This window comes from Pseudoduganella sp. R-34, assembly GCF_049904655.1.
GTDB lineage: Bacteria > Pseudomonadota > Gammaproteobacteria > Burkholderiales > Burkholderiaceae_D > Rugamonas.
The window spans coordinates 403,826-429,496 of sequence record NZ_CP184572.1 but is presented as its reverse complement, the minus strand read 5'-3'; the positions used below and the strand labels follow the sequence as shown (position 1 = coordinate 429,496).

The following is a 25,671-nucleotide window of genomic DNA, read 5'->3' as shown; positions in this document are numbered from 1 at the left end:
CCGGCAATATCGGCTGGTCTGTTCGGGAACACTCGTTACTTAGTAAACGGAACCTCCCGGCTGGGTTGAGCTCAACACGCCTTTGATGGCTGAGATGTTGTAGTTCAAGGTAGAGTTGCCGTAGCTGGCCCAATTCGCCAGGCTGAAGCTGCCGCTGCCGGACAGGCGCTGCACACCGACATTGCGGTATGTGAGCGGCGTTTTGGGTTTGCAGACTTCGGGAATCCCGACGGTGTTCAGGAAATACGCTGAGCCATTGCCCACGCGCGTGGCGATTCCATTTTCCACCAGCAGCGCAGTTTCCACATCGACGCCAATGCCGTGCGTCATAGGCGTCCAGCCATCGTTCACGATGCGCGCCATGAAGGTCACCAGGCGCCCCATGCGGTCACGCGAATCGAGGTGCATGTCGGAGATCATATTGCCCATGCCGGGCAAAGCCAGGAAGTCACGTCCGAGCGAGACCGATTTGTCATAGGGATTGGATAGCGCCTGAGGCGAGGTGATCGAGCCATTCAAGGCGTTGAACACATACTGGCTCATCACAGCCAAGCCGGCACTGGTGCCGCCGATGGGGACATTCTTGTTGGCCAGCCCCTGGATGGCGGCCTGCAGCGGCGTGCCCTTCCAGTCCTCCCAGTAATTGGCCTGGTCGCCGCCGGCGATCCACAAGGCTTCGGCATTACGCACGCGCTCCAGCACAAACGGATCATTTGCCGCCGCGCGGTTAGGGATGATCAGCGTTTCAACCGAAGTGACGCCGCCACCAAAAGCGTAGATGTAGGGGTTATAGGCATCCGTTCCCGTAGCGCGGATGACGACGAAATTACCGCCGCCTGACTTCTGGATCATCCAACGGAATGCGTCGTCCACGTCCGTTCCCCCTCCCATCAATACCAACGAAGGCTGGGCTGGCTGAGGCCTTGTCACGTTGGTGGGATCGCCCACCACATAGAACTCATATTGCTTTGCAGATTGCGCTGAAGCCGAGACGCACAGGGACAATACCAACAGCAAGAGGGCAGGCAGGGAACGCATGGCAAACTCCACTGAAGTGATGAATATGAAAATTCATTCTACTCATCAGTGAAAGCGCATGCTGCACATTATTCATGCCTCGAAGCGACGCAATCCCTCCAGGTCGAGGATGCGGATGCCGCCGTAGTCCACGCGCAACAAGCCCTGCTTTTCGAGCACTTGCAAGGCTTGGTTGGCGCGTTGGCGCGAAGAGCCCGACAGGAGCCCGACTTCTTCCTGCGAAATCTGCACCAGCCGCTCGATGCCGGGATACAGGTGGGAATTAAATAGTGACGCAAGGCAGCGTGCAACGCGTGTGTCCGGGTCCAGGAGGCGTTCGTTTTCCACCATGCCGATGAACTGACCCAAACGTTCGTTGAGCTGCATCAAGAGGAACCGGGTGAAGGGTAGGCTATTCTCGAGCAGGTAGTGAAAGGTGGCGGCCGGCATGCGTGCGATGCGGCTGTCACGCAGCGTCATGGCGTCATATCGGCGGCGTTCATCTTTGAGTAATGAACCTTCGCCAAACCAGCCGCCAGGCGGCACGCCAGTAAATGTGACGCTTTTTCCGTTTGGCGAGAAGTTATTCATTTTCACCATGCCCGAAATAATGCCGATCCAATTATCGACAATCTCGCCTTTATGGCAAACGAAGCCGCCTTTGGGAATGAACTCCTCGTAGCAGGTAGCCTCTACGCGCGCCAGTTGCTCCTCTGTGAGCACGGGCGCCCAGGTGGAACTGCGTATAGCTTCGATCAGGCTCGGTTCTGTTTTCATGTTGTTGCGTCGCACCATCAAAAGTCGTCGAATTGTCTTTGAAATGACAACTTTGCGACATAGCTCACGCTAATATCATCACACAAAAAGCGCATCACAACTAAAAATGCGCACCTAAAAACCCAAGGAGACACCGTGCAGGATAATCTGACGACCTTCCCTCGCAGGCTGCTTCAGCATGGCAAGGAGCGGCCGCACAAGCCTGCGTTCCGCGAAAAGGACCTGGGCATCTGGCAGACCTGGGACTGGCAGCAAGTGAATGCGGAAGTGCGGGCGCTGGCTTGCGGCTTGGCCGCGATTGGGTTCCAGCGCGGCATGAACCTGGCCATCATCGGCGACAACAGGCCGCGCCTGTACTGGTCGATGCTGGCGGCGCAGTGCCTGGGCGGCGTGCCGGTGCCTATGTACCAGGACGCGCCCGCGGCCGACATGTCCTTCGTGCTGGAGAACGCCGAAATCGCGTACGCCATCGTGGAAGACCAGGAGCAGGTCGACAAGCTGCTCGACCTGTGTGACCAGTGCCCGAACATCAAGCACATTGCTTACGAAGATGAACGGGGCATGCGCAATTACACGCACCAGCAGCTGATGTCCTATGCCCGCCTGCAGGAACTGGGGCGCGAGTACGACAAGGCGCATCCCGGCTTTTATGAAGCGTCGATCGCTGAAGGCAAGGAAAGCGATAACGCCATCATCCTGTACACCTCCGGCACCACGGGCAAGCCGAAGGGCGTGTGCCAGACCCACAAAGCCCTGCTATCTGCTGCCGTTGGCGGCATAAGCTTCGACAAGCTGACCGACGAAGAGAACGTGTTGTCCTACCTGCCGATGGCCTGGGTGGGCGACTGCCTGTTCTCGTTCGCACAGGCGCTGACCGCCGGCTTTACCGTCAACTGCCCCGAATCGTCGGACACCGTGACTACCGACCTGCGCGAAATCGGTCCATCCTACTACTTCGCGCCGCCGCGCATTTTCGAGAACATGCTGACGCAAGTGATGATCCGCATGGAAGATGCGGGCACCATCAAGCGCAAGATGTTCCATCACTTCATGGACGTCGCACGCCGCGTCGGCTCGGACATCCTGGACGGCAAACAGGTGCCACTGGGCGACCGTATCAGCTATGCCATCGGCAATGCCCTGGTGTATGGGCCGCTGCGCAATGTGCTGGGCATGTCGCGCATCCGTGTCGCCTATACGGCTGGTGCTGCAATCGGTCCGGACCTGTTCCGCTTCTATCGCTCAATTGGCGTCAACCTGAAGCAGTTCTACGGCTCCACCGAGACCTGCGCCTATATCTGCCTGCAGCCGGATGGCGAGATCAAGTTCGATTCCGTCGGCAAGCCGGCGCCGGGCGTGGAAGTGAAACTGGCGCAGAACGGCGAAGTGCTGGTCAAGTCGCCGACTTTGATGCACTGCTATTACAAGCGCCCTGACGCGACAGCCGAAGCCATCGACGGCGAAGGCTATTTCCACACTGGCGACGCCGGCATCTTCGACAACGACGGCCACTTGCGCATCATCGACCGCGCAGCGGACGTGGGCAAGATGAACAATGGCGCCATCTTTGCGCCCAACTACATTGAGAACAAACTGAAGTTCTTCCCCTTCATCAAGGAAGCCGTGGCTTTCGGCCATGAACGCGACAAGGTCACCGCCTTCATCAACATCGACATGGAGGCTGTTGGCAACTGGGCCGAGCGACGCGGCATCGCTTACTCGGGCTATACCGACCTGGCCGCCCATGAACAGACTTACGCGCTGGTCAAGGAGTGCGTGGAAAAGGTCAATGCCGATCTGGCACAGGAGGCATTGATGGCGGATACCCAGGTCCACCGATTCCTGGTGCTGCACAAGGAGCTCGACCCTGACGATGATGAATTGACTCGTACCCGCAAAGTGCGCCGCAAGTTCATCGCCGAGAAATATGCGGTGCTGATCGAAGCACTGTACGGCGGCAAAGCTTCGCAATACATCGAAACCCAGGTCAAATTCGAAGACGGGCGCACCGGCATGGTGGCAGCCGACCTTCGGATCATGGACCTCAAGGCAGCATAAGCGGGGAAGCCACCATGCAAATGAACGAACCGGAAGCCATCACGGCTGGCCGCAAGATCGGCGACGTGATCCTGGACCTGCGCAATATCTCGCTGTCGTTCGGCGGGGTGAAGGCGCTGACCAATATCTCCTTTGATGTGCGCGAGCATGAAATCCGCGCCATCATCGGCCCCAACGGCGCAGGCAAAAGCTCGATGCTGAACGTGATCAACGGCGTGTACCGTCCGCAGCAGGGCGAAATCATCTACCGCGGCCAGCATCGCAAGAATATGGATTGCTACGCGGCCGCCAAGTCGGGCATCGCGCGCACCTTCCAGAACATTGCGCTGTTCAAGGGCATGACGGTGCTGGACAACATCATGACCGGCCGCAACCTGAAGATGAAGTCGAACTTCCTGCTGCAAGCCCTGTATTGGGGGCCGGCGCGCCGCGAGGAGATTGAGCATCGCCGCAAATGCGAGGAGGTGATCGACTTCCTCGAGATCCAGCATATCCGCAAGACGCCGGTCGGACGTCTGCCATACGGGCTGCAAAAGCGCGTTGAGCTTGGCCGTGCACTGGCCGCCGAACCGCAGATCCTGCTCCTGGACGAGCCGATGGCCGGCATGAACGTGGAAGAAAAGCAGGACATGTGCCGCTTCATCCTCGACGTGAACGAGCAGTTCGGCACCACCATCGTGCTGATCGAACACGATATGGGCGTGGTGATGGATATCTCGGACCGCGTGGTGGTGCTGGACTACGGCAAGAAGATCGGCGACGGCACACCGGATGAAGTCCGCACCAACCAGGATGTGATCGATGCTTACCTCGGAGTGGCCCACTAAATGGATATCAACTTCTTTGCCGAAGTGCTGATCGGCGGCCTGCTGTCGGGCGTGATGTATGCCCTGGTAGCCATCGGCTTCGTGCTGATCTACAAAGCCTCTGGCGTGTTCAATTTCGCCCAGGGAGCGATGGTGTTCTTCGCCGCGCTGACTTGCGTCGGCTTCATGGACAAGTTCGGTTTTTCGCTGTGGCTGGCGATTCCCGCCACGATCGTTGCCATGATCATCCTCGGCCTGGCGATCGAGCGCGTGGTGCTGCGGCCGCTGGTCAACCAGCCGGAGATAGCGCTGTTCATGGCCACCATCGGCCTGGCCTTCTTCATCGAAGGACTGGCCCAGCTCATCTGGGGCTCGCAGGTGCATAAGCTGGACATCCCGATTGAGGACGTACCGAGCGAGTTCCTGATGGAGAAGTTCAATATCATCGTTTCCAAGTTCGACCTGACCGCAGCCGCAATTTGCGGCGTGATGGTGGCCGTGCTGGCCGTCATGTTTGCCAAGACAAAGGTCGGGCGCGCGCTGCGCGCCGTGGCCGACGACCACCAGGCCGCGCAGGCGGTCGGTATTCCGCTGCAACGTATCTGGGGCATCCTGTGGGCAGTTGCCGGCATGGTCGCCCTGGTGGCCGGCTTGCTGTGGGGCGCGCGCAACGGCGTTCAGTTCGCGCTGACCTTCATTGCACTTAAAGCGCTGCCTGTGCTGATCCTGGGCGGCTTTACCTCGGTGCCGGGCGCCATCGTCGGCGGCCTGATTATCGGCGCATCTGAAAAACTGGCCGAAGTCTATATCGGCCCGCACGTCGGCGGCGGTATCGAAGGCTGGTTCCCTTATGTGTTGGCGCTGATGTTCCTGCTGGTGCGGCCGGAAGGGCTGTTCGGCGAAAAAATCATCCGGAGGATTTGAGCGATGTTCTACCGCGAAGCAGGACAATTCAAGACCAGCTACGAGGCGGACGGCCAGATCCTGCCGATCCGCCAGGACCGCATTGCGCTGTTCGCCACGCTGGCTGTGGCGCTGCTGGTGCTGCCTTTCGTTGCATCGCCTTACATGCTGAAGGCAATCTTCACGCCCTTCCTGATCTTTGCCTTGGCGGCCCTGGGACTGAACATCCTGACCGGCTATGCAGGCCAGCTGTCGCTGGGCACTGCGGCCTTCATGGCGGTAGGGGCGTTTGCGGCATACAATTTCATGCTGCGCATTCCCGGCATACCGCTGCTGCTGGCCTTCGTACTGGGTGGCCTGTGCGCCGCCATGGTCGGCATCGCCTTCGGCCTGCCGTCGCTGCGCATCCGCGGCTTCTACCTGGCCGCTTCGACGCTGGCAACGCAGTTCTTCGTGGTGTGGTGCCTGACCAAGATCGGCTGGCTCACCAACTACAGCTCGTCCGGCGTGATCACGGCACAGAGCATGGAAATCCTCGGCTACCGCTTCGATTCCGCAGCGCGCGTGTATGTGCTGGTGCTTGGCGTGGTGGCGGTGATGGCCCTGCTGGCCAAGAACATGATCCGCTCCAATGTCGGCCGCTCCTGGATGGCAGTGCGCGACATGGACATGGCGGCGGAAGTGATCGGCATCCGCCTGATGCGCACCAAGCTGCTGGCGTTCGCGGTCAGCTCGTTCTACTGCGGCGTGGCCGGCGCGTTATACGCCTATGCCTACCTCGGCACCGTGGAGCCGGAAGCCTACAACCTGGACCTGTCCTTCCGCATCCTGTTCATGATCATCATCGGCGGCGTCGGCTCCGTGCTCGGCTCATTCCTCGGAGCCGCCTTCATCGTGCTGCTTCCGGTGGTCCTGAACATCGTGGCGCACGGCCTGGCGCTGCCTACTACCGTGGCATCGAACCTGGAATTGATGGTGTTCGGCGCCCTGATCATTTTCTTCCTGATCGTGGAACCCCACGGTCTGGCGCGTTTGTGGCAAATCGGTAAAGAGAAACTCCGCCTGTGGCCTTTCCCGCACTGAGCGGCAACTATAAAACTGGAGACAACACATGAAATCGTTCGTACTTGGCATTGCCGTAGCAAGCAGCATCGTCGCCAGCAGCGCATGGGCGCAACCAGCCGAGCAATTCGTCGCCCTGCCCTCCTACCGCGTCGGTCCTTATGCGGCAGGCGGCTCCGGCTTTTATGGCGGCATCATCGACTACTTCAACCTGGTCAATGCCAACGGCGGCGTCAACGGCGTGAAAATCAGCTGGGAGGAATGCGAGACCGAATACAACCCCTCGCGCGGGGTGGAATGCTATGAGCGCCTGAAAACCAAGAATGGCGGCGCCACCGTCGTGGAACCGCTATCCACCGGCATTGCCTACGGCATCCTGGACCGTATCCCGCAGGACAAGATCCCGATGACGACCCTGGGCTATGGCCGCTCCGATGCGGCCAACGGCAAGGTCTTCCCGTATGTCTTCCCATTGATCTCCAACTACTGGAGCCAGGCTGCCGCCATGGTGAAGTACCTGGGCGACAAGAGCGGCGGCATGGACAAGCTGAAAGGCAAGAAAATCGTCCACCTGTACCATGACTCAGCCTTCGGCAAGGAACCGTTGCCGGTGCTGGAAGCGATGTCCGCACAATACGGCTTTGAACTGATCAAGATTCCGGTCGCGCCGCCAGGCAGTGAGCAGCAGTCGCAATGGCTGCAGATCCGCCAGGCCAAGCCGGATTACGTGATCCTGTGGGGCTGGGGTGTGATGAATTCCGTTGCCATCAAGACCGCACAACGCAACGGTTTCCCGCGCGAGAAGATGCTGGGCGTGTGGTGGGCCGGCTCTGAAGAAGATACTGTGCCATCGGGCGATGCGGCGAAGGGCTATACCTCTATGACCTTCAACACCCCCGGCAACTACCCTCTGCTGGATGAACTGCGCAAGAAAGTCTATGCCAGCGGCAAGGGCAACCTGGCCGACCAGGGCCGCATCGGTTCGGTTTACCACATGCGCGGCCTGACGGCCGGCGTGATGTATGTGGAAGCGATGCGTGCGGCCCAGGAGAAGTTCGGCAAGGGCAAGGCGGTCACTGGCGAACAACTGCGCTGGGGCTTCGAAAACCTGAACATCGACGAAGCCCGCCAGAAGGCGTTGGGCGTCTTCAATATGTTCCCGACTGTGAAGACTTCCTGCGATGACCACGAGGGCTCGGGTGCTGTGAAGGTCCAGCAATGGGACGGAAAAGCCTGGAAGGCTGTGACGCCGAACTGGGTGGTGGGCGACAAAGTCCTGCTGCGAAAACTGGTGGACGAATCGTCCGGCAAGTACGCCGCTGAAAAGAAAATCACGCCTGCCTGCATGAAGTGAGAGGCTTATGAGCTACCTGTCGGTAAATAACATCGAGGTCATTTACGACCACGTGATCCTGGTGCTGAAAGGCGTGTCGCTGCAGGTCCCGCAGGGCAAGATCGTTGCCCTGCTGGGCGCCAACGGCGCCGGCAAGTCCACCACGCTGAAGACCATCTCGACCCTGCTTCGCGGCGAGCGCGGCGACGTGACCAAGGGCGAGGTGCAATTCAAGGGTGAACGCATCGACCAGCTCACGCCCAATGAGCTGGTCAAGCGCGGACTGTCGCAGGTGATGGAAGGCCGTCATTGCTTCGGCCACCTGACCATCGAGGAGAATTTGCTGACGGGAGCTTATACGCGCAGCGCATCGCGCGGCGAAATGAAGGAGTCGCTGGAAAAGGTCTACCACTACTTCCCGCGCCTGCGCGAACGCCGCAACAGCCAGGCCGGCTATACCTCCGGCGGCGAGCAGCAGATGTGCGCCATTGGCCGCGCGCTGATGGCCAAGCCTTCCATGATTTTGCTGGACGAACCGTCGATGGGCATCGCGCCGCAGATCGTGGAAGAGATCTTCGGCATCGTGAAAGACCTGAACGCGAAAGAGAATGTGTCCTTCCTGCTGGCGGAGCAGAACACCAATGTGGCCCTGCGCTATGCCGACTTTGGCTACATCCTCGAGAACGGCCGGGTGGTGATGGAAGGCGAGGCCAGCGAACTGGCCAACAACGAAGACGTCAAGGAGTTCTACCTCGGCATGTCCGGCGCCGGCCGCAAGAGCTTCCGCGACATGAAATTTTACCGCCGGCGCAAACGCTGGTTAGCCTAATTGACGGGTGCCAGCTGCTGACACGCGTAGCGTGTTGGCACCTGGCGACCGCTGACTAAAATGAACATAACCAAAGCAAAAGAGTTCTGCCGCACCCTGCCTGGCGCCACCGAAGACATCAAATGGGAATGCAACCTGGTGTTCTCGGTGGGCGAAAAGATGTTTGCTGCAATGGACGCAAAAGACAAAGCGAAAGCAATCAGCTTCAAGGTGGATGAAGACCGCTTCCTGGAACTGACGGACCGCGAAGGCATCATTCCTGCACCATACCTGGCGCGCGCCAAATGGGTGATGGTGCAGGACCTTTCCAAGCTACCGGACGCGGAAGCGAAAGCGCTGCTCAAGCGCTCGCACGAGCTGGTATTCGCAAAATTGACCAAGAAACTGCAACGCGAGATTGAAGGAGCGGCATGATGGCCGAAACCCTGGACAGCCTCGAGACGCGCCCGCACGCCGAGCGCGAACGCGATTTGATGGAGCGCCTGCCGCTGCTGGTAGCGCAAGCACAGTCGGCGCCTGGCTGGGCGCGCATCCTTTCCGGCGTCGATGCGTCGCGCATCAACAGCCGCGAAGCGCTGGCGCAACTGCCTGTGACGCGCAAGTCCGACCTCAAGGGGCTGCAGGCGCAGGAACGCCCCTTCGGGGGCCTGAACAGCACCCCGGCCGGCAAGCTGGGACGCATCTTCATGTCCCCCGGCCCCATCTTCGATCCCGAAGGCCGCTCGATCGACTGGTGGCGCTTCTCGCGTCCCATGTTCGCCACCGGCGTGCGTCCCGGCTGCCTGGTGCAGAATTGCTTCTCCTATCATTTCACCCCCGCCGCCTTCATGGTGGAAGGCGGCGCCGCGCGCATCGGCTGCACGGTGATCCCCGCCGGCGCGGGCCAGACTGAGTTGCAGGTCCAGGCCATGGCGGAACTGCAGCCGGATACCTATATCGGCACCCCCTCCTTCCTGAAGATCATCATCGAGAAGGCCGCCGAAATGGGCGCCGACATCAGCAGCGTGAAGCGCGCGATGATGGGCGCGGAAGCACTGCCTGAATCGCTGCGCCAGTGGTTCGCCGAACATGGCGTGCCCGAGGTGATTTCCACCTATGCCTCCGCCGACATCGGCAGCATCGCTTACGAAACGCGCAGCAACGGCAAGCTCAATCCTGGCATGGTGCTGGACGAGGATGTGCTGCTGGAAATCGTCCGTCCGGGCTCCGGCGAGCCGGTAGCGCCGGGTGAAGTAGGCGAGGTGGTCGTCACCTTGTTCAACCCCGACTACCCGCTGATCCGCTTCGCCACCGGCGACTTGTCGGCCGTGCTGGTGGATAGCGCACCATCGCCTTGCGGCCGTACCAACACCCGCATCAAAGGCTGGCTGGGCCGCGCCGACCAGACGACCAAGGTGCGCGCCATGTTTGTCCACCCGTCGCAAGTGCACGAGATCGCACGCCGCCATCCCGGCATGGGAAAGGCACGCCTGGTCGTTTCGGGAAAGATCGCCGACGAAGTCATGACGCTGCATTGCGAGACCGACGATCCCGCGCTGGAGGCCCAGGCCAGCGACATCGTCGCCACGATCCGCGACATCACCAAACTGCGCGGCGAAGTACGCTTCGCGCCGCGCGGCAGTTTGCCGAATGACGGCAAGATCATCGACGATGTGCGAGATTACAGTTGAGATGCCGCAGCGTGTGGCGTAAATCCAACTGTTCCTAGGGCAGGCGGCGGAATGGCGGGATAATTGAGCCATTCTTGACCTGCCTCAGAAACATCATGCAAGACTTTCACCACGACCGCGCACGCGCCCTCCTCAAGAACGCCGAAGAACTCTTCGACAAGGAATCGGTTCAGGCGGCAGTCAGCCGCATGGCTGACTCGCTGAACGACCGTTTCGGCGATCCGTCCAAGCAGGAGTTTCCCCTGGTACTGGGGGTGATGGGCGGTGCTGTTGTCTTCACCGGCAACATCCTGCCGCAGCTGACTTTTCCGCTCGAATTCGACTACATCCACGTCAGCCGTTACGGCGACGAGGACCAGGGCGGCAAAGTGGTGTGGAAAGTGGTCCCTCGCCCGACCGTCTCCGGCCGCACGGTGATCGTGCTGGACGATATCCTTGACGAAGGCGAGACCCTGGCGCACGTCAAGGAACGCTTGCTGGGAATGGGCGCCAAGGAAGTCATCATCGCCGTCTTCTGCGACAAGGATATCGGCAAGTCCAAGCCGGTGAAGGCCGACCTGATCGGCATCACGATCCCGAACCGCTTCGTGGTCGGCTTCGGCATGGATGCCTATGGCTACTGGCGCAACTTGCCGGGGCTGTGGGCGCTCAATCCGGCAGACCTGAGCAAAGGCTGAATTCAGGCCGGCAGCCGGATGACCGCATTCAGGCCGCCGTCCGGGTGATTGGCCAGCACTAGCTGGCCGCCATGGCCATCCACTATTCCCTTGGCGATGCCGAGGCCCAGTCCCATGCCCGTATCATTGCGTTCGCGGCCGTGGGACAGGCGCACATAAGGCTCCAGCAAGCTGGGTATCGCTTCTTCCGGCACGCCGGGACCGTGGTCGCGCACCGCAATTTCCGTCCAGCTTTCCAATGAACGCACGCTGATTTGCGCGCGCTCGCCGTAAAACAAGGCGTTATCGAGCAAGTTGCCAATCGCGCGTTTGAGCGCCAGCGGCTTGCCGCGCACGACGATGCCGCTCTCGTCGTACGCCACATCGTGACCGGCAAGTTGCGCGCTGCGCACCAGGCGGCGGATCAGGGGGTCCAGCTTCACTTCGGTCGGGTTTTCGTGGATATCGCTGTCTTTTACGCATTGCAGCGCGCCTTTGACCATCATGTCCAGTTCATCCAGGTCTTCTTCGAATTCGTTGCGCAGGGCATCGTCGTCGAGCAGCTCGGCGCGCAGCTTCAAGCGCGTGATCGGCGTGCGCAAGTCGTGCGAGATGGAGATGAACAGGCGTTCGCGGTCCCTGATGTATTTGGCAATGCGCTCGCGCATGGCGCCAAAAGCGCGCGCTGTGTTGACGAATTCCCGGCTGCCGGATTCCGGCAGGGCTGGGGCATGTTCGTCCTTGCCGAATGCTTCGGCTGCATCGGACAGCGCAGCCAGCGGGCGCGTGATCGAGCGAACGACAAGGAAGGACAGCAGCAGCAGCACCGCGAGCGACACGCCCTGCACTACCAGCTTGTCCAAGGACAGGGGATCATTATTGTTCAGGAAATAGGGATTGGGCATCAACGTGGCGAGGTACAGCCAGTTGCCCGGCTCAAGCTCCGTCTGGATGACCAGGATTGGCGCGGGATCGGGCTTGAGCAGCAGGATGTGGCGCACCCACGCTTCCGGCAGCTCGCCGACGCGCACGCCGTCGGGCGACACGGTCAACTGCTCGGGCCAGGCGAAGTCGAGCCGCAGGGGGTTTTCCCCGGCCAGGTCCTTGCGCAGCGTGGTTTCCAGCGTGCTGAGCGCCGCCTGCGCCAACGCATTCGGCGCGATGGGCTGCACCTCGACCTCGTCGCGGTTCAGTGCGACGTAGAAGCGCGTGCCGCCCATTTCGCGGAATTGCTGGATCAGCAGGTTGCGGTAGCTTGGCGGCAAGCTGCGGAAAAAGCGGATTGAGCTGGCCGCGCCCTGCCCCAGGTATTGCGCGGCCGATTTCACGTCCGCTCGCGTCTTGTCGCGCAGCTGCATGGTCCACAGCGAGCTCACTGCCACTTGCGTCAACAACAAGCCTGCCACCATCACCAGCGACAGCCGCGCCAGCAGCGACTGCGGCCACAGCCTACGCATGGGTTACGGCCACCGTGGCGGAAAACACGTAGCCTGCGCCGCGCACCGTCTTGATCAGCATCGGTTGCTTGCCATCGTCGTTGAGGCGCAGGCGCAGGCGGCTGATCTGCACGTCCAGCGAACGATCGAGCGGCCCGGCATCTCGCCCGCGCGTTTCCTCGCACAGCACGCTGCGGTCCAGCACCGTGCCGGGGTGTTCTACGAAATACTTGAGGAGCTGGAAGTCGAGTCCCGTCAGCGCCAGCGGCACGCCTTGGCTATCGACCACCGTGCGTTCCGCCAGGTCCAGCGTAAAGCCGTTGAAGTGGTATGCACGCACGGTAGGCGCCGGGTCGGCGCCAGCCCTGCGCAGGATCGCCTTGATGCGCGCCAGCAGCTCGCGCGGGCTGTATGGCTTGGCGATGTAATCGTCGGCTCCGAGCTCGAGTCCTACCACGCGGTCGGTTTCGTCGGAACTGGCGGTCAGCATGATGATCGGCAGGTTGGACCGCTGGCGCACGATGCGGCACAGCGCGAAGCCATCGGTATCGGGCAGCATCACATCGAGGATCACCAGCGACAATTGCTCGGCGTGTGCATGCAGTTCGGCCAGGAAGCTCTCGCCGTTGTGGGCAAGGATCACCTCATACTGGTTTTTCTCCAGGTAGGTCTTGAGCAGCAGCCGGGTTTTTTGGTCGTCATCGACGATCAGTATCTTGCGTGGCATGTTGGCTTCCTTGCTGTTTGTGGGAGCGGAAATTCAAAGTCCGCAGGAGACCGGCCAGACGGCGCTGCGTTTCCGCCGGCGCCACGGCATCATCCATGTAGAAGCGATGTACCTCGGCGATGATGGCGTCGCGGCTTTCCTCGTCGGCCGCCATGCGGTGCACCAGGCTTGGCGCCTGTGCAGCCGTGCCTCGCGCGAAACTGCGCCACGACGCGCGCGCGCAGCTGTCCATCGCAGCCGGGTTGGCGTCGCGCCGTACCGGCACCGAACCCTTGGCAGCGCTGTATTGCTGTTGTGCGAGCGGCGACATCACGGCCTTCGCCAGCTTTTCCTGCGCCGCTTGATGGGTGTAATCGTTGACGAACATGGCCAGCGTGTCCACGCTGTAGAGGTGATAGTTGTCCGTGCCGGGCAGCGGGATGCAGGAAAAATCGGTGTCGATCTCCTGGCCCAGCTCAGTCAGTTCGGCCTTGGCCCAGTCACCCGTCACGAACATTGCTGCCTCGCCACGCGAGAAACGCTTGACAGCCTCGGTCCACGGCTGCTCTTCGGCCGGACTGAGCATCCAGCTCTTCATGCTGCGCAGTCGCTGCAAAGACTGCGCCAGACGCGGGTCGACGGCCGCCTGCGGACTTTGGCGCACGAACAGTTCGCGGTAATACTCAGGACCGCCGGTCAATAGCAACAGGTTTTCGAACAGGGTCGCCACCTGCCACGGCTCGCTGCTCTGCACCAGCGGAGCAATGCCGGCGGCACGCAGCCGGTGCACCGCCTTCTCGAGTTCAGGCCAGGTCGTTGGCGGCGCCAAGTTGAGGCGCTCGAACAGCCTGCGATTGTAGAAAAGTGTATTGATGCGATGAATGCCGAGCGGCGCCGCGACTACATGGCCGCGATGACGAACCAGCTCGCGCACAGTGGGGAAAAGCGCCTTGTTCCAGTTGCCGGAGTTGGCGACGCTATCCAGCTCAAGCAGCAGGCCCAGTTCCGCCCACTCGCCGATCGAGACGCCGATGATCTGCGTCGCATCCGGTGCATTGCCAGCCAGGACCCTGCTGCGCAGGACCTTGCCTGCCCCAAGGCCCGCGCCGCCGGGAATTGCCGCATCCTGCCAGGCGACGCCTTCATCCCCCAGGCGCGCCGCCAATACATTGGCGGCGTGGCGCTCCCCGGCTGAAGTCCACCAATGCAGCACCTGCAAGGAAGGCGCCGCCGCCTCGGCGGCCAATGACATCAGCATCAAGGGAAGTGATAGCAGGCGCGCCAGGCGCGCGATCTGCAAACGCCGGTGGGACTTGTGCACCTACTACTCCAGCAGATAACGATCCGGCAATTCTATCTCCATGAAGTCATTTTGTGTCCTTTTACGGCATAGAACAGGATCAGGGCGTAGCATGGCAGCAGCAGCCAGTATGCAGCCTGCGAACCTGAGACGTCGGAAAGGTGCCCATACAGCATCGGCAACAGAGCGCCGCCCGCGATCCCCATGATCAGCAGGGCCGAGCCGCTGGCGGTATAGCGCCCCAGGCCTTCCAGCGCCAGCGGCCAGATTGCCGGCCATACCAGCGCGTTGGCGAAGCCCAGCATGGCGAGGAACATCACCGTGTCCGGTACCGCCGGCACACCGAATACGCCCAACAAGGCTTGCGACAAGCCGCTGCCAGTGGCCGAACCCTGGATAACGCCGAAGGAAAACGCGATCCCGCTCACCGCGGACAGCAAAAGCGCCTGTTTCTGCGATAGCCAGCGGGGAATCGCCACAATGCCGACGATATAGCCGGCCACCATGAAGCCCATGGTGTAGGAAGTGAGAATGCCGAATTTCTCCACATGCAGGCTATGCCCGTACAGGCCAATGGTATCGCCCGCGATCACTTCCACACCGACATAGACGAACAGCGCCAGCGCACCCAGAACCAGTTGCGGGAACTGCAGCACGCCCCAGCGGGAAGTGCCTTCATCGCCACTGGCCTGCTGTCCAGGAATTTCACGCAGTGGCGCAAGGCGCACGATAACAGCCATCGCCAGCAGACCCACAGCCATCAAGCCATACGGCAGCACCAGCCGTTGCGCGAGCTGGCTGCGCAGCAGCGCCGCATCCGGCGCGCTCATAGCGGCCAGCGTCGCGTCCGAGTAGCTGCCGAAGTCGGACAGCATCATTCCGCTGAATGCCAGCGGCACCAGCACGCCCGCCGTCTTGTTGAACAGGCCCATGATGCTGATGCGGGTCGCAGCACTCTCGCGTGCGCCGATACAGACGATGTAAGGGTTGATCGCCGTCTGCATCAGTGTCATGCCGCTGGCCAGGGTAAACAGTGCCAGCAGAAACAGCGGATAAGAGGCCGCGCGCGCGGCCGGGATGAACAACACCGCGCCGAAGGCCATGACCGCGAGGCCGATCGACATGCCGGCGCGGTAGCCAGTACGGCGCAACACCGCGGCAGAAGGTAGCGCCATTAAGGTGTAGGCAATGTAGAACGCAAACGTGACCCATAACGACTGGAAGTTGTTAAGGTCGCAGGCGATCTTGAGGAAGGGGATCAGCGATCCGTTCAGCCATGTCGCGCAGCCAAGGATGAAAAACATCAGGCCAATGAAAGTCATGGCTACCGCCACGCTGCCTGCGCCTGGGACGGCTTGTGCGCCGGCCATCTCGAGGGTCTGTTCTTTGTGCATGTGAATCCGAAGGACGAAGATGAAGAAGCCCCCTCCCGGGCAGGAGGGGGCGTTGCGGCAGATCAGAACTTGCCGCGCAGGCCGACGCTATAGCGCGCGCCGTTTTCGTACACACCGACCGGCAAACCGTCGGTGGTGTTGGTGCGGATCAGCTCATTGCCGATATTGACGGCACTGGCAAAGATGCTCAACTGGGGGGTGATATCCCAGTTGGCGGTGGCATCCCATTGGCCGTAGGCGCTGGTCACGTCCTGGCCGCCCTGGTCCAGGCCACCGTAGGACTTGGAGCGGTAGTTGTACGACAGGCGCACGCTGTAGCTGTTCTTCTCGTAGAACACGCTGGCATTCATCTGGTTCTTCGAATTGCCGATGACATTCAGCTTGCGTCCGCCCGCCACCGCGCCGGTCTTGGCGTCGGTGTAGGTGAAGTTGACCACAGTGCCGAAGCCGCTGCTGCCAAACGCTTGCTGCCACTGGATCTCCAGGCCGTTGACCTTTGCGCCATTGTCGGCATTGTGCGGACGGGTTACCGGACGCTGCACGCCTGCCACGTTCTCCATCGCCGTCGAGGTGTAAATGAAGGTATCGAGTTGCTTGGCGAAGGCGGTTGCCGACAGCAGCGACGCATCGGCGAAATACCACTCCGCGCCAATCTCGAATTGGTTGGCGTGGTAAGGCTTGAGCAGCGGATTGCCTGCGGTGGCGGCATTGGTGGTGCCACTGACCTCCGTGCTGGCACTCAGGTCGCTGAAGGTGTTGCGGGCCATCACGCGCGAAGCGGCGGCGCGTAGCAGCAGGTCCTTGCGGAAGTCGTACACCACGTTGATGTTCGGCAGTGCGTCAGTGTAGCTGCGGCCTACGCTGCCCAGCACATAGTTGCCGGTGCCGTCCAGGTCCTGGTAGGCATCCGAGGTCTGTTTCGTGCGCACCAGTCGCACGCCGAAGTCGCCGCGCCATTTATCGAAGGCGTAGTCGGCGCGCACGTATGCGGCCGAAATCTTCTCCTGGATACGGTAGTACTCGCCCTTCGCCTCCTTGTAGACCATGCCTTTGTCGTACATGGCGAAGCCTTCGCTTGCGGCCAGGGCATCGTCCACCCAGGCGAACTGGGTCAGTGAGCCCGCCGTTGCGGCCTCCTGGCTGATCATCGGCGACGCGCCGGTGGAGAGGTCGGCCAGGGTGTAAGGAATCCAGCCCACGCTGCCCGGGCCGACGGTACCGATGGTGCGGCGGTTCTGCACCTTGTTGTCGCGGTACTTCAGGCCTACCTTCACCGACTTGATGTAGGGATTTTCCAGGTCGAAGGTCAGGTCGGCCTGGCCGTAGTTCTCCTTGCTCTCCATGCGGCGAATCCAGTCGCGCGCGCTCTGCAGCGTCAGCTTGGTGGGGTCGAGTGGGCTCATGTCGAGGTATTTCACCTCGTAGGTGTCCGGCGCGATATTGATCGTAGCGCGGGTGTTCCCGGTGAACCAGAAGTTGCGGTCATGCTTGCTGCCGCCGGAACCGGAAGTCGTGCCGGCCTGCGCATGGAGCCTCCAGTTGTCTCCGTCGTAGCTGCCTTCCAGGTCCAGAACCTTGGACTTCACATAGGCTTCGCGGTAGATCGGCTCGAACGACACGCCATTCACCGGGCCCACGGTGCCTCCCACCACGGACTTGCCGCCGTCCGAGTTGTTGATAAAACGCGGGTTATCCACACGGATATTGTTGTTCGCGTCAGCCAGGCCGCCGATCTGCCACAGGTAGTTCTGGTTGCTGTTATCCATCTTCATATCGGAATTAAGGTAATTCAGCGATATGTCGGATTGCGGGGTCGGGCGCAGTTGCAGGGTGATATTGCCGGTGGTGCGCTCGCGATCCTGGCGGAAGATCGGCGTGCCGCCGCCCCAGGAGGCGTATGCGTTCGGGGTAACCACGCCATTCTGGTCGACGATGTTGTACTTGGTCGCGTCGGTGAAGTTTTCCAGGCCGTCGCGGCGCATCGTGCGCTCCTGGCGGCTCAGGGCAACCAGCACGCCGAAGGTCTTGGCTTCGTTAACCCAGTTCATCAAGCCGGAAAACTGCGGGTCGGTTTTCTTCGGCAGCTCACTGTAGGTCGCTTCCGCCGAGGCTTGCGCGGTGAAGGGCTTCTTGAATTGCAACGGTTTGCGCGTGCGGACGATCACCAAACCGCCAATGCTGCCTTCATCAAGGTCGGCCGAAGGGCTCTTGAAGACATCGAGGCTACCCACCAGTTCGGACGGCAGGATGTCGTAGTTGAAACCGCGGCTTTGCGCATCGTTTTTCCACCAGTAGGCGGAAGCGACCGATTGGCCGTTCAGTTGCGTCATGTTCAGGTTCTTGTCGGTACCGCGCACAAAGATGTCGCGGCCTTCACCCCAGGTGCGGTCGACCGAAATGCCAGGGATGCGCTGCAGGGAATCGGCCACGTTCTTGTCCGGGAACTTGCCCAGGTCCTCCGCAGTGACGGAATCCACCACATTCAGCGCATCGCGCTTCTCGGCCAGGTTGCGCTTCAGCGTTTCGCGAATGCCGCGAACTTCCACAGACTGCAGGGTGTCGGTGCCCTCCGCAGACTGTGCCTGCACGTTATGCAGTGCCAGCGTGCCGAACATCAGCGCGATCAACTGCGGTAGTTTCTTCCTTCCTAGCGGTGCTCCGTTCATTTCTTTTTCCTTATCGTCTCTAAAGCGCTGCAAAAAATTCCCCGGCATACTCCCCATGCCGGGGCCAACACACTGCTTGGGGGAGTGTGATCATTCCTGCTGTGGCAGATACCACTTCGCAAAACCGTTCTGGATGCGCGCCGCCGCTTCGCGCGCGCCCAGCTTTCCGTTCAGGACCTGCGCGTTTACCGACCAAAGCTCGCTTTCCATATTCGGCAAGCCGCGGTTCATGATCAGCGCGTTCAGGCGGAAGTTCGAATCGCATGTCGTGCGCCAGGCGGCCATCTGCTTGGCCAGCGGGTCGCGGACTGCGATCAGGTGATTCGATAGCGTGAAAAAGCCGATCACGCGGTTGGTGTACAGGTCCGCAAATTCCTGGGAGCCGAGCCAGGCCAGGAACTTGTAGGCGTCAGCCTTGTTGCGCGACTTGCGATTGATGCCGATGCCGATGTCCATGTGGTCGGAAATCTGGCAGCGGTCGCCCGCCTGCTGCACCGGTGGCGCGAATACGCCCAGCTCAAGGTCGGGAAACTGGTTGAAATAGGAGATGTCCCACGAGCCGGCCGGATATATTGCGGCGCCGCCCTGGGCGAACAGCAGTTGGGCATCGCGGTAAGTCTGCACCGGCGCCGATTTGGGCATGTAGGCTGCCAGGCGCGCCTCGAACTCGAAGGCCGCAACGAAGGGCGCGTCGGTGAATTTGGCCTTGCCAGCGATCAGCGCACGCCTGCCTTGCTCGCCGCCCCAGTAATTCGGGCCGATATTGGTGAACACGGTCTGGCTGGACAACCATTCGTCGGCTGTGCCCAGCGCCAGCGGCGCGTACTGGCTCTTGCGAACGGCATCCAGCACGTTGAAGAATTCCGCTTCCGTCGCGGGCGGCTGCAGGCCCAGCTTCCTGAAGATCTTCTTGTTGTACAGGAAGCCGTGGATCACGGAGGCGACCGGCATACAGAAAGTATCCTTGCCATCGTCCGTCTGCCAGGCGACCAGCGAACCAGATGCGAAGTTCTCCATCCCTGCCTTGCCGTTCAGCTTTTCCAGATAGCCACGGCGATACAGCAGCAACGAGGTGTCGAAGGGACGGCAGGCCAGCATATCGCCTGCGGTGCCGTTGCCTAAGCGGGCGGCCAGGCTGGTGTCGTACTCGGTGGGAGCGGTGGGCGAGAACTTTACCGAAGTACCCGGGTGCTTGCGTTCGAACGCGGGAAGCAGCACGGTTTCCCACAGGGCCTTGTCGTCAACCCGCCAGCTCTCCAGTACCAGGGTGCCGGCGCGTGCGGCGCTGGTGCAAATCAGCGCCAGGACTAGTGCGGCTCGCAGGATACGGCTGGTTGGCACGGCGGCTTCTCCACGGGGTGTTGTCGATCAGTAAATTCATGCTAACACCGTGAAAAATGTGACACCAGCGACGCCCTCGCGTACGGACGCCATCCACAAACCATTGATTTTTATGAGGATTTTGTAGAAGAACTGCGGCAGTGCTTACAAAACTTTACAGAACAGCGGCCGCAGCCCGGTGATTGCGTTCACGCCTTGTCATGGGCGCTTACAAAACATTACGAAACGCGCGCATTTATTACGTGCGGAGTTGCAGGCGAGCGCGCGCAGCGTTGTATTCTGCCGTCATTCGCTCCACCAGTTCGGCGGTAGTCGGCACATCGTGCATCAAGCCGACACCCTGGCCAGCGCCCCAGATATCGCGCCATGCCTTGGCTGTGCCGCTGTTGAAGCTCATTTTCGACTTGTCCGATTCCGGCAGGTTTTCCGGATCAAGCCCCGCCGCAACGATGGACTTTTTCAGGTAGTTGCCATGCACGCCTGTGAACAGGTTGGTGTAAACCACGTCCGCCGCCGACGATTCGATAATGGCTTCGCGATAGTCCTCGGTAACGTTCGACTCCTGCGTGGCCAGGAAACGCGAACCGACGTAGGCGAAGTCCGCCCCCATCGCCTGCGCGGCCAGCACCGCGTCGCCGGTCGCGATCGATCCGGACAGCGCCAACGGACCGTCGAAGAAGCGCCGCACTTCGCCCACCAGCGCAAACGGCGACAGCGTCCCGGCATGGCCGCCCGCGCCGCTGGCGACCAGGATCAGGCCATCCACACCCGCCTCCAAGGCCTTCTGCGCGTGGCGGATATTGATCACGTCATGCAGCACGATGCCGCCGTAGCTGTGGATAGCATCCAACATTTCCACAGGCGGCGCGCGCAGCGAGGAAATGATGATCGGCACCTTGTGGCGCACGCATACTTCCACATCGTGCTCCAGGCGTTCGTTGGAATGGTGGACGATCTGGTTGACCGCGATCGGGCCCACGCGCACGCCGGGGTTGGCGGCCTGGTAGTCGGCCAGTTCCTTTTGCAGGTCCGTCAGCCAGGTATCAAGCAATTCCTTCGGCCGCGCATTCAGTGCAGGGAAGGAGCCGACGATACCCGCCTTGCACTGGGCTGCCACCAGCGCAGGGCCACTGGCGATGAACATGGGGGAAGCGATGACTGGCAGGGCCAGGTGCTGCAATGCGGCTGGTAGTGTCATGGCGTTGGCCTCAGAAATTTTGCATGCCGCCTACTGTACCCTCTTTCGGATACGTGATGCTGTAGCCGACGTTGATCTTCATGGTCTCATTTGGCGCCATGGTTTTTTCCCAACCCACCACGCCCTGGCGCTGCTCCCACGCCGCAATCCCAGGCTGCGGCGAGAACACCTGTTTCACCTTGATCTCTTCCGACGCGCTGACAGGCGTCGATTCCAGCACCAGCAAGTCGACCGGCGTCTTGTGGAAGCTGCTGATCGTGAACACGTCCGCCACCTGCTGTTCGCCGCGCTGCGACAGGAATCCGCGGCTGCCCGACTGCTGGTCGGCGCGATCCACCGTGACGCGCACCAGGTCATCGCGGCCGAAGGACAGCGCCAGCTTGTCCGACGCTTGGGTGTTCCAATGGGTAGCGCCGACATAACCGCCATCGCGGAATAACTGGATATTCCCGTTCAGCCAGACGCCGGAAGGACGCTCGGCTTCCGCCGTTATCACGGCGAATTTCTCCTGGCGGGGAACCACACGCACGCGCTGCTTGGCGGCGACCTTCAGGGTCGACAGGGCCAGCGTGATTTCGCGGCCGTCGGATGCCAGGGTGACGCGGTTGGGAACAGCGAATTCCGTATCGAACGTGCCCTGCGTTTCCAGCACAGGTGGGATGAAAGTATCCTGGGCTATGCGGCTGCCAGTGACCATCACGGGAGCCGGGGCCGCTGCAATCGGAGCTTCCGGCGCAGCACCATAGTTGTGCTGCTGCGGCGGCCTTGGCGGATAGTAGGTCAGGCGCTGCGGCACAGGCTCGGGCGCCTGCGGCGAAAGACGCGGCTGGCCGGTCGACAGGCGCATTTCGACGCTGCTCCAGTCCTCGCCGGACTTCTGCGCAACTACCGCCATGCGTTCCAGTTCGATGGTGGACGTCGTGGAGTTCAGAGAGGCACGGTAAGCCGGCTTCCAGCCCGCACGATTGACCTGATAGGAAAGCTGGACACTGCCAGCTTGCTGCGCCGCGACGGCAATGGTAATGCTGCGCTGGTCGCGCGCCCCGCTACGCACCTTCTCCAGTTCGCGCTGTACCGTCTTTATTTTCTTGTCGATCTCGCGCAGCTGGATCTGGCTGCGCTGGATCTGCGCCAAGGCTTCACGGCCGCCGCGCTTGATCGTGTCGACCGCGGCACCGAGAGACTTGCCGTCGACCGGGGTCGAGGTATTCTCGCCACCATTCAGCTTGGACAGGTAGTTTTTCACCAGCACGGACGACTCAATCTCCACGTTCAGCAGGTCACGGCTGTCTTCCAGCGCCTGCAATTTCGCTTCCAGCTCCGCTTCGCGCGGGCTGACTGCTCCCGCCTGTCCCACGTCGCGCGTCACGATCTGGCCGACCTGCACGCCCGGGGAAGCCTGGATGCGCAGCGTGTGCGCATCGAAATTGGCCGGCAAACCGGTGATCTCCAATTCCTTCATGCCAGGGGCAACCTGGGCTTGGCGCTCCACGGTGGCGGTCCCGGAATACAGGGTCACGCGCGTAATCGGCGCGTTGCTGGCGCAGGCAAATCCCGACAGGGAGAAACAAAGGGCTACAGCGGTGGCGATACGGCTTGGCTTCATGAAGGCTCACAGGCGATGTAAAACCTGATCTTGCAGCGCGCATGAAATATTGTCAATTTAAGAACGCCACACCCCGAGCAAGGCCTTTACCTTGGTCCACACCGACAGGCGTTCGTCGGACAGCGCATCGAGGAAGTCGGACAGGCGCTTGGACTTCGCCATCGTGTACACGGTGAGCGCGGTAGTGATGACGAACACCGAGCCGAAAATCCATACGCGGCGCGACATTGGCGCATCGGCTTCCGCCAGAAGATTCATGCCAAGGAAGCCGGTAGTGATGGTGCCGATCATGCCGAAGATGGTGACGACCGTCAGGCGCACAACGGTATTGGCCTGGCGCCGCAGGCTGTCCGCTTCCAGGTAGCCGTTCATGTCGGCCACACGGGTTTTGACTTCCACGTAAGCACGCTCGATGTCGAGGTGCTGGCCGCACATGCGGAACAGCGCGCGGATCTGCTGCTGGTCCGAGATTTCGGTGAACCAGTAGCGGTGCGTGAATCGCAGGAAGCTCTCGAAGGCGTAACGGATGCGACGCTTGAAAGAACGCACACTGTCGGCATCCGTCACCTGCAATTGCGTCAGCGCCTCCGCCAGGCGGTCGGAAAACATCAGCAGGGATGCCTTCTGCAGGTGGGCGATCATGAACAGCAGGAAGTGCTGGTGCCGGAACTGCGACAGCACGCCGCGCTCCTTGCAGCAGAAGAATTGCGAAGCCGCGTCGCCCACCACGACCAGGGCATAACCGCTGCAGATATACCGCGTGTAAGGCGCGGCACCGCCATTGCACCAGAAACGGTCATAGAAATAGCGGCGGTCGACACCGTCCGACTGCGTGCGCTGAGCATCGGCAGGAGCGGACGAAGTACCGGCCATCGTGCCCAGGGCCGCAAAGTCCGACGGCGAAAGCTCGCTCGGCCGGTCGACGGCAAGGTAGGCCATCATCGGCATGCGGTAGTACTCCACCTGGCGGTAGCGCAACGCCGCCGTAGCTCCGGGCGCATCGGGCTCCATCGGTTCCAGCAAGTAGCGCCAGTGTGAAGCAATACGCGGCGCCTGGTGGCGCACTACCTGGTCGATGAAGGCTTGCCGCTCCTGCGCATCGGATCGCACCAGCAGGCGGCCGTGGGCATCGAGCCATTCGACGCCATGCATGCAATGCAGCGCGTTACCGGCGTCATCCCAGCCGGCAGGGTAGGCGCGGCCGAAGCGGTACAGCAAATCCTGTGCATCGTCGAAAGGCAGGTCGTTGGCGCCGACCTCCATCACCAGCAGCACGATGTCGACGTCGAAGAAAAAATGCAGGCAGAGATTGTGCACATCCAGCACGCGAGGCTCGACGCCGGCCTGCGTGGTCACGCGTACCTTGGCGATATCCTTGCGGCGGAAGATGCGGCGCTGGCCAGCGCCAAACAGGAAACGCTGCACATAGGGCAGGAAGCTGACGAATTCTGTGTAGTAGCGCTCCTGGAAGGCCGCACTGGCGTCCTGCGCAGAAGTGACCTCGCGCCACGGCGAGTCAGCCCCAAGAAATTCCCAGGGCCGCGCATGCGCGCGCTCGGCCCCATCTGGCGGCATCAGCCGCAACGGCCATAACAGAACCTGCCTGACATGCTGGACACGCGGGGATTGGTCGCTCATGCAACCAGTATAGCCGAGCCCGTGTCACACCTTGGGGTCACACCCTAAGTGTGACACGAACGCGACTATTGCTTAGCAGAGTCCGTGTCACTCTCGGGGTGTGACCCCATGGTGTGACACGAAGTCAGCCGTCGTTGAGGAGGATGTCGTTCTCGACGCGTGCGCTGCAGGCGCGCACCAGTTGTTTGACGGCCCACGCGGCCAATTGTTCGGTGCTCATACCAAGGTGGCGGCTGGCGATCGCCTGCATCAACGGGATCGAGGCGAACAGCGGCACCACGTCGGCCACCGGCATGCTTTGGCGCTCCAGCAACAGGAATTTGAGCAGAACCTTGACCGCGTATTCTGCATTACGCTTGGGGTCGGCCGACAGGAAGTCCAGGCGGCGGCGGGCGCGCGCCAGCGCGGCTTCCACGTCCTCGAACACCGCACCGTGGCCCGGGATAACCGCTTTCACATCCAGTCCGGCGATCACGTCCAGCGTGGCCGCGGCTTCCGCAAATCCTTCTTCGCCTTCGAGCTCGGGGAAGATCACGCCGAAACCGTTTTGCCACAGCGCGTCGGCCGATACCAGCACCTTCTCGGACGGGCAATAGAAGATCACCGAGTGGGCGTGGTGTCCCGGTGCACCCAGCACCTGCCATTCCAGGTCGCCTAGCGTCAGCGTTTCGCCGGCGGTAATCACGCCGTCGATGGAAAATCGTTCGCACTGCTGGCCGGTTGCCTTGAAACTGAGCGCGTCTTCATCCCAGTGACGTACTTTTTCAGCTTCCGGCTCGGGGATATAGGTGTCGCAGCCGAAATGCGCCTGCAGCGCAGCATTGCCGCCGCAGTGGTCGGAATGCAGGTGCGTCGTGTACAGCCGGTCCAGGCGGCGGCCGTGCAAGGCGTGCCGCACCAGGTCGAGCGTCTGCTGTTTGTGCGCGACATAGCCGCTGTCGATCATGGCAGCGTCGTGGCGGCCCAACAGCAGGACATTATTGGACGAGAGCCAGCCGCGTTCGAAAACGTGGATGGATGGGTGTAGCTTCATTGCGTCAGTCAAAGTCGATCAGTTGCTCACGGCGGCGCAGCTCAGCCCACACGGCGCGCTTGTATGCGTCGTCGGCACGCGACCAGGCGACGATCTCGTCAATGGTGCGCAGGCAACCTTCGCAAAAACCAGTGTCCTGGTTCATCTTGCACAGGCTGATGCAGGGTGATGGCACGGGCGTGGCCAGTTCCGGCGCGCCTGGCGGCAGTTCAGTACTCATGGCCGACATTTTACCGCAGTGC

Annotated in this window: 22 protein-coding genes; 9 read left to right on the top strand and 13 right to left on the bottom strand. The window is 61.3% G+C overall.

All coding sequences use genetic code 11. The annotated features are described in order from the left end of the window. Positions 1 to 39: 39 nt before the first annotated feature. Both ACN9MW_RS02060 and ACN9MW_RS02055 read right to left on the bottom strand, forming a co-directional pair. Positions 40 to 1,038, bottom strand: coding sequence for a cyanophycinase (locus ACN9MW_RS02060; RefSeq protein WP_426167090.1), 999 nt, complete (start codon positions 1,036 to 1,038; stop codon positions 40 to 42). A gap of 72 nt (positions 1,039 to 1,110) precedes the next feature. Further along, positions 1,111 to 1,794 carry a Crp/Fnr family transcriptional regulator gene (locus tag ACN9MW_RS02055; protein ID WP_426167088.1) on the bottom strand — a complete coding sequence of 228 codons (684 nt, stop codon included), beginning with the start codon at positions 1,792 to 1,794 and terminating at the stop codon, positions 1,111 to 1,113. Between the two features lie 135 nt (positions 1,795 to 1,929). Between ACN9MW_RS02055 and ACN9MW_RS02050 the strand changes: the two genes are divergently transcribed. The 9 genes from ACN9MW_RS02050 to ACN9MW_RS02010 all read left to right on the top strand — a co-directional run bounded on the left by ACN9MW_RS02050 (position 1,930) and on the right by ACN9MW_RS02010 (position 11,132). After that, positions 1,930 to 3,852: an AMP-dependent synthetase/ligase gene (locus tag ACN9MW_RS02050; RefSeq protein ID WP_426167086.1), complete on the top strand. Its 1,923-nt coding sequence runs from the start codon at positions 1,930 to 1,932 to the stop codon at positions 3,850 to 3,852. Positions 3,853 to 3,866: 14 nt separating this feature from the next. Continuing rightward, the gene (locus ACN9MW_RS02045; RefSeq protein WP_426167084.1) at positions 3,867 to 4,679 is read left to right on the top strand and encodes an ABC transporter ATP-binding protein; all 813 of its coding nucleotides are present in this window, start codon (positions 3,867 to 3,869) and stop codon (positions 4,677 to 4,679) included. Positions 4,680 to 4,685: 6 nt separating this feature from the next. Beyond that, positions 4,686 to 5,582: a branched-chain amino acid ABC transporter permease gene (locus ACN9MW_RS02040; protein ID WP_426172097.1), complete on the top strand. Its 897-nt coding sequence runs from the start codon at positions 4,686 to 4,688 to the stop codon at positions 5,580 to 5,582. A 3-nt stretch (positions 5,583 to 5,585) separates the two neighbouring features. Continuing rightward, a complete protein-coding gene (locus tag ACN9MW_RS02035) occupies positions 5,586 to 6,644 on the top strand; it encodes a branched-chain amino acid ABC transporter permease (protein ID WP_426167082.1) in 1,059 nt (352 codons plus the stop codon). Positions 6,645 to 6,672: 28 nt separating this feature from the next. Beyond that, positions 6,673 to 7,977, top strand: a complete 1,305-nt coding sequence (locus ACN9MW_RS02030) for an ABC transporter substrate-binding protein (protein WP_426167080.1) — start codon at positions 6,673 to 6,675, stop codon at positions 7,975 to 7,977. A 7-nt stretch (positions 7,978 to 7,984) separates the two neighbouring features. Further along, the gene (locus ACN9MW_RS02025; protein ID WP_028103337.1) at positions 7,985 to 8,785 is read left to right on the top strand and encodes an ABC transporter ATP-binding protein; all 801 of its coding nucleotides are present in this window, start codon (positions 7,985 to 7,987) and stop codon (positions 8,783 to 8,785) included. A gap of 60 nt (positions 8,786 to 8,845) precedes the next feature. Next, positions 8,846 to 9,199: an MmcQ/YjbR family DNA-binding protein gene (locus ACN9MW_RS02020; RefSeq protein WP_426167078.1), complete on the top strand. Its 354-nt coding sequence runs from the start codon at positions 8,846 to 8,848 to the stop codon at positions 9,197 to 9,199. After that, complete coding sequence (locus ACN9MW_RS02015; protein ID WP_426172095.1) at positions 9,199 to 10,455, top strand: phenylacetate--CoA ligase family protein; 1,257 nt, start codon at positions 9,199 to 9,201, stop codon at positions 10,453 to 10,455. The genes ACN9MW_RS02020 and ACN9MW_RS02015 overlap by 1 nt, the downstream gene beginning before the upstream one ends. Positions 10,456 to 10,550: 95 nt before the next feature. Further along, entirely contained in the window at positions 10,551 to 11,132 is a 582-nt protein-coding gene (locus ACN9MW_RS02010) for a hypoxanthine-guanine phosphoribosyltransferase (protein WP_426167076.1), read from the top strand. A 2-nt stretch (positions 11,133 to 11,134) separates the two neighbouring features. Here ACN9MW_RS02010 and ACN9MW_RS02005 read toward each other — a convergent pair whose 3' ends face one another. The 11 genes from ACN9MW_RS02005 to ACN9MW_RS01955 all read right to left on the bottom strand — a co-directional run bounded on the left by ACN9MW_RS02005 (position 11,135) and on the right by ACN9MW_RS01955 (position 25,658). Next, positions 11,135 to 12,568, bottom strand: a complete 1,434-nt coding sequence (locus tag ACN9MW_RS02005; protein ID WP_426167074.1) for an ATP-binding protein — start codon at positions 12,566 to 12,568, stop codon at positions 11,135 to 11,137. After that, positions 12,561 to 13,274, bottom strand: coding sequence for a response regulator (locus ACN9MW_RS02000; protein WP_426167072.1), 714 nt, complete (start codon positions 13,272 to 13,274; stop codon positions 12,561 to 12,563). Before ACN9MW_RS02000 ends, ACN9MW_RS02005 begins: the two co-directional genes overlap by 8 nt. After that, positions 13,246 to 14,574, bottom strand: a complete 1,329-nt coding sequence (locus tag ACN9MW_RS01995; RefSeq protein ID WP_426167070.1) for an ABC transporter substrate-binding protein — start codon at positions 14,572 to 14,574, stop codon at positions 13,246 to 13,248. The genes ACN9MW_RS02000 and ACN9MW_RS01995 overlap by 29 nt, the downstream gene beginning before the upstream one ends. A gap of 32 nt (positions 14,575 to 14,606) precedes the next feature. Continuing rightward, positions 14,607 to 15,947, bottom strand: a complete 1,341-nt coding sequence (locus ACN9MW_RS01990; protein WP_426167068.1) for a sugar MFS transporter — start codon at positions 15,945 to 15,947, stop codon at positions 14,607 to 14,609. 62 nt (positions 15,948 to 16,009) lie between these two features. Then, positions 16,010 to 18,613 (bottom strand): TonB-dependent receptor, encoded by a 2,604-nt coding sequence (locus tag ACN9MW_RS01985; protein ID WP_426167066.1) that lies wholly within the window; start codon positions 18,611 to 18,613, stop codon positions 16,010 to 16,012. Positions 18,614 to 18,703: 90 nt separating this feature from the next. Beyond that, entirely contained in the window at positions 18,704 to 19,954 is a 1,251-nt protein-coding gene (locus ACN9MW_RS01980) for an ABC transporter substrate-binding protein (RefSeq protein WP_426167064.1), read from the bottom strand. A gap of 238 nt (positions 19,955 to 20,192) precedes the next feature. Then, a complete protein-coding gene (locus ACN9MW_RS01975; RefSeq protein WP_426167062.1) occupies positions 20,193 to 21,152 on the bottom strand; it encodes an NAD(P)H-dependent flavin oxidoreductase in 960 nt (319 codons plus the stop codon). 10 nt (positions 21,153 to 21,162) lie between these two features. Beyond that, entirely contained in the window at positions 21,163 to 22,758 is a 1,596-nt protein-coding gene (locus ACN9MW_RS01970) for a DUF4139 domain-containing protein (protein ID WP_426167060.1), read from the bottom strand. A gap of 57 nt (positions 22,759 to 22,815) precedes the next feature. Beyond that, the gene (locus ACN9MW_RS01965) at positions 22,816 to 24,396 is read right to left on the bottom strand and encodes a hypothetical protein (protein ID WP_426167058.1); all 1,581 of its coding nucleotides are present in this window, start codon (positions 24,394 to 24,396) and stop codon (positions 22,816 to 22,818) included. A gap of 124 nt (positions 24,397 to 24,520) precedes the next feature. Next, a complete protein-coding gene (locus ACN9MW_RS01960; protein WP_426167056.1) occupies positions 24,521 to 25,429 on the bottom strand; it encodes an MBL fold metallo-hydrolase in 909 nt (302 codons plus the stop codon). A 4-nt stretch (positions 25,430 to 25,433) separates the two neighbouring features. Next, positions 25,434 to 25,658: a DUF1289 domain-containing protein gene (locus ACN9MW_RS01955; RefSeq protein WP_055927230.1), complete on the bottom strand. Its 225-nt coding sequence runs from the start codon at positions 25,656 to 25,658 to the stop codon at positions 25,434 to 25,436. Between the last annotated feature and the right edge of the window lie 13 nt (positions 25,659 to 25,671).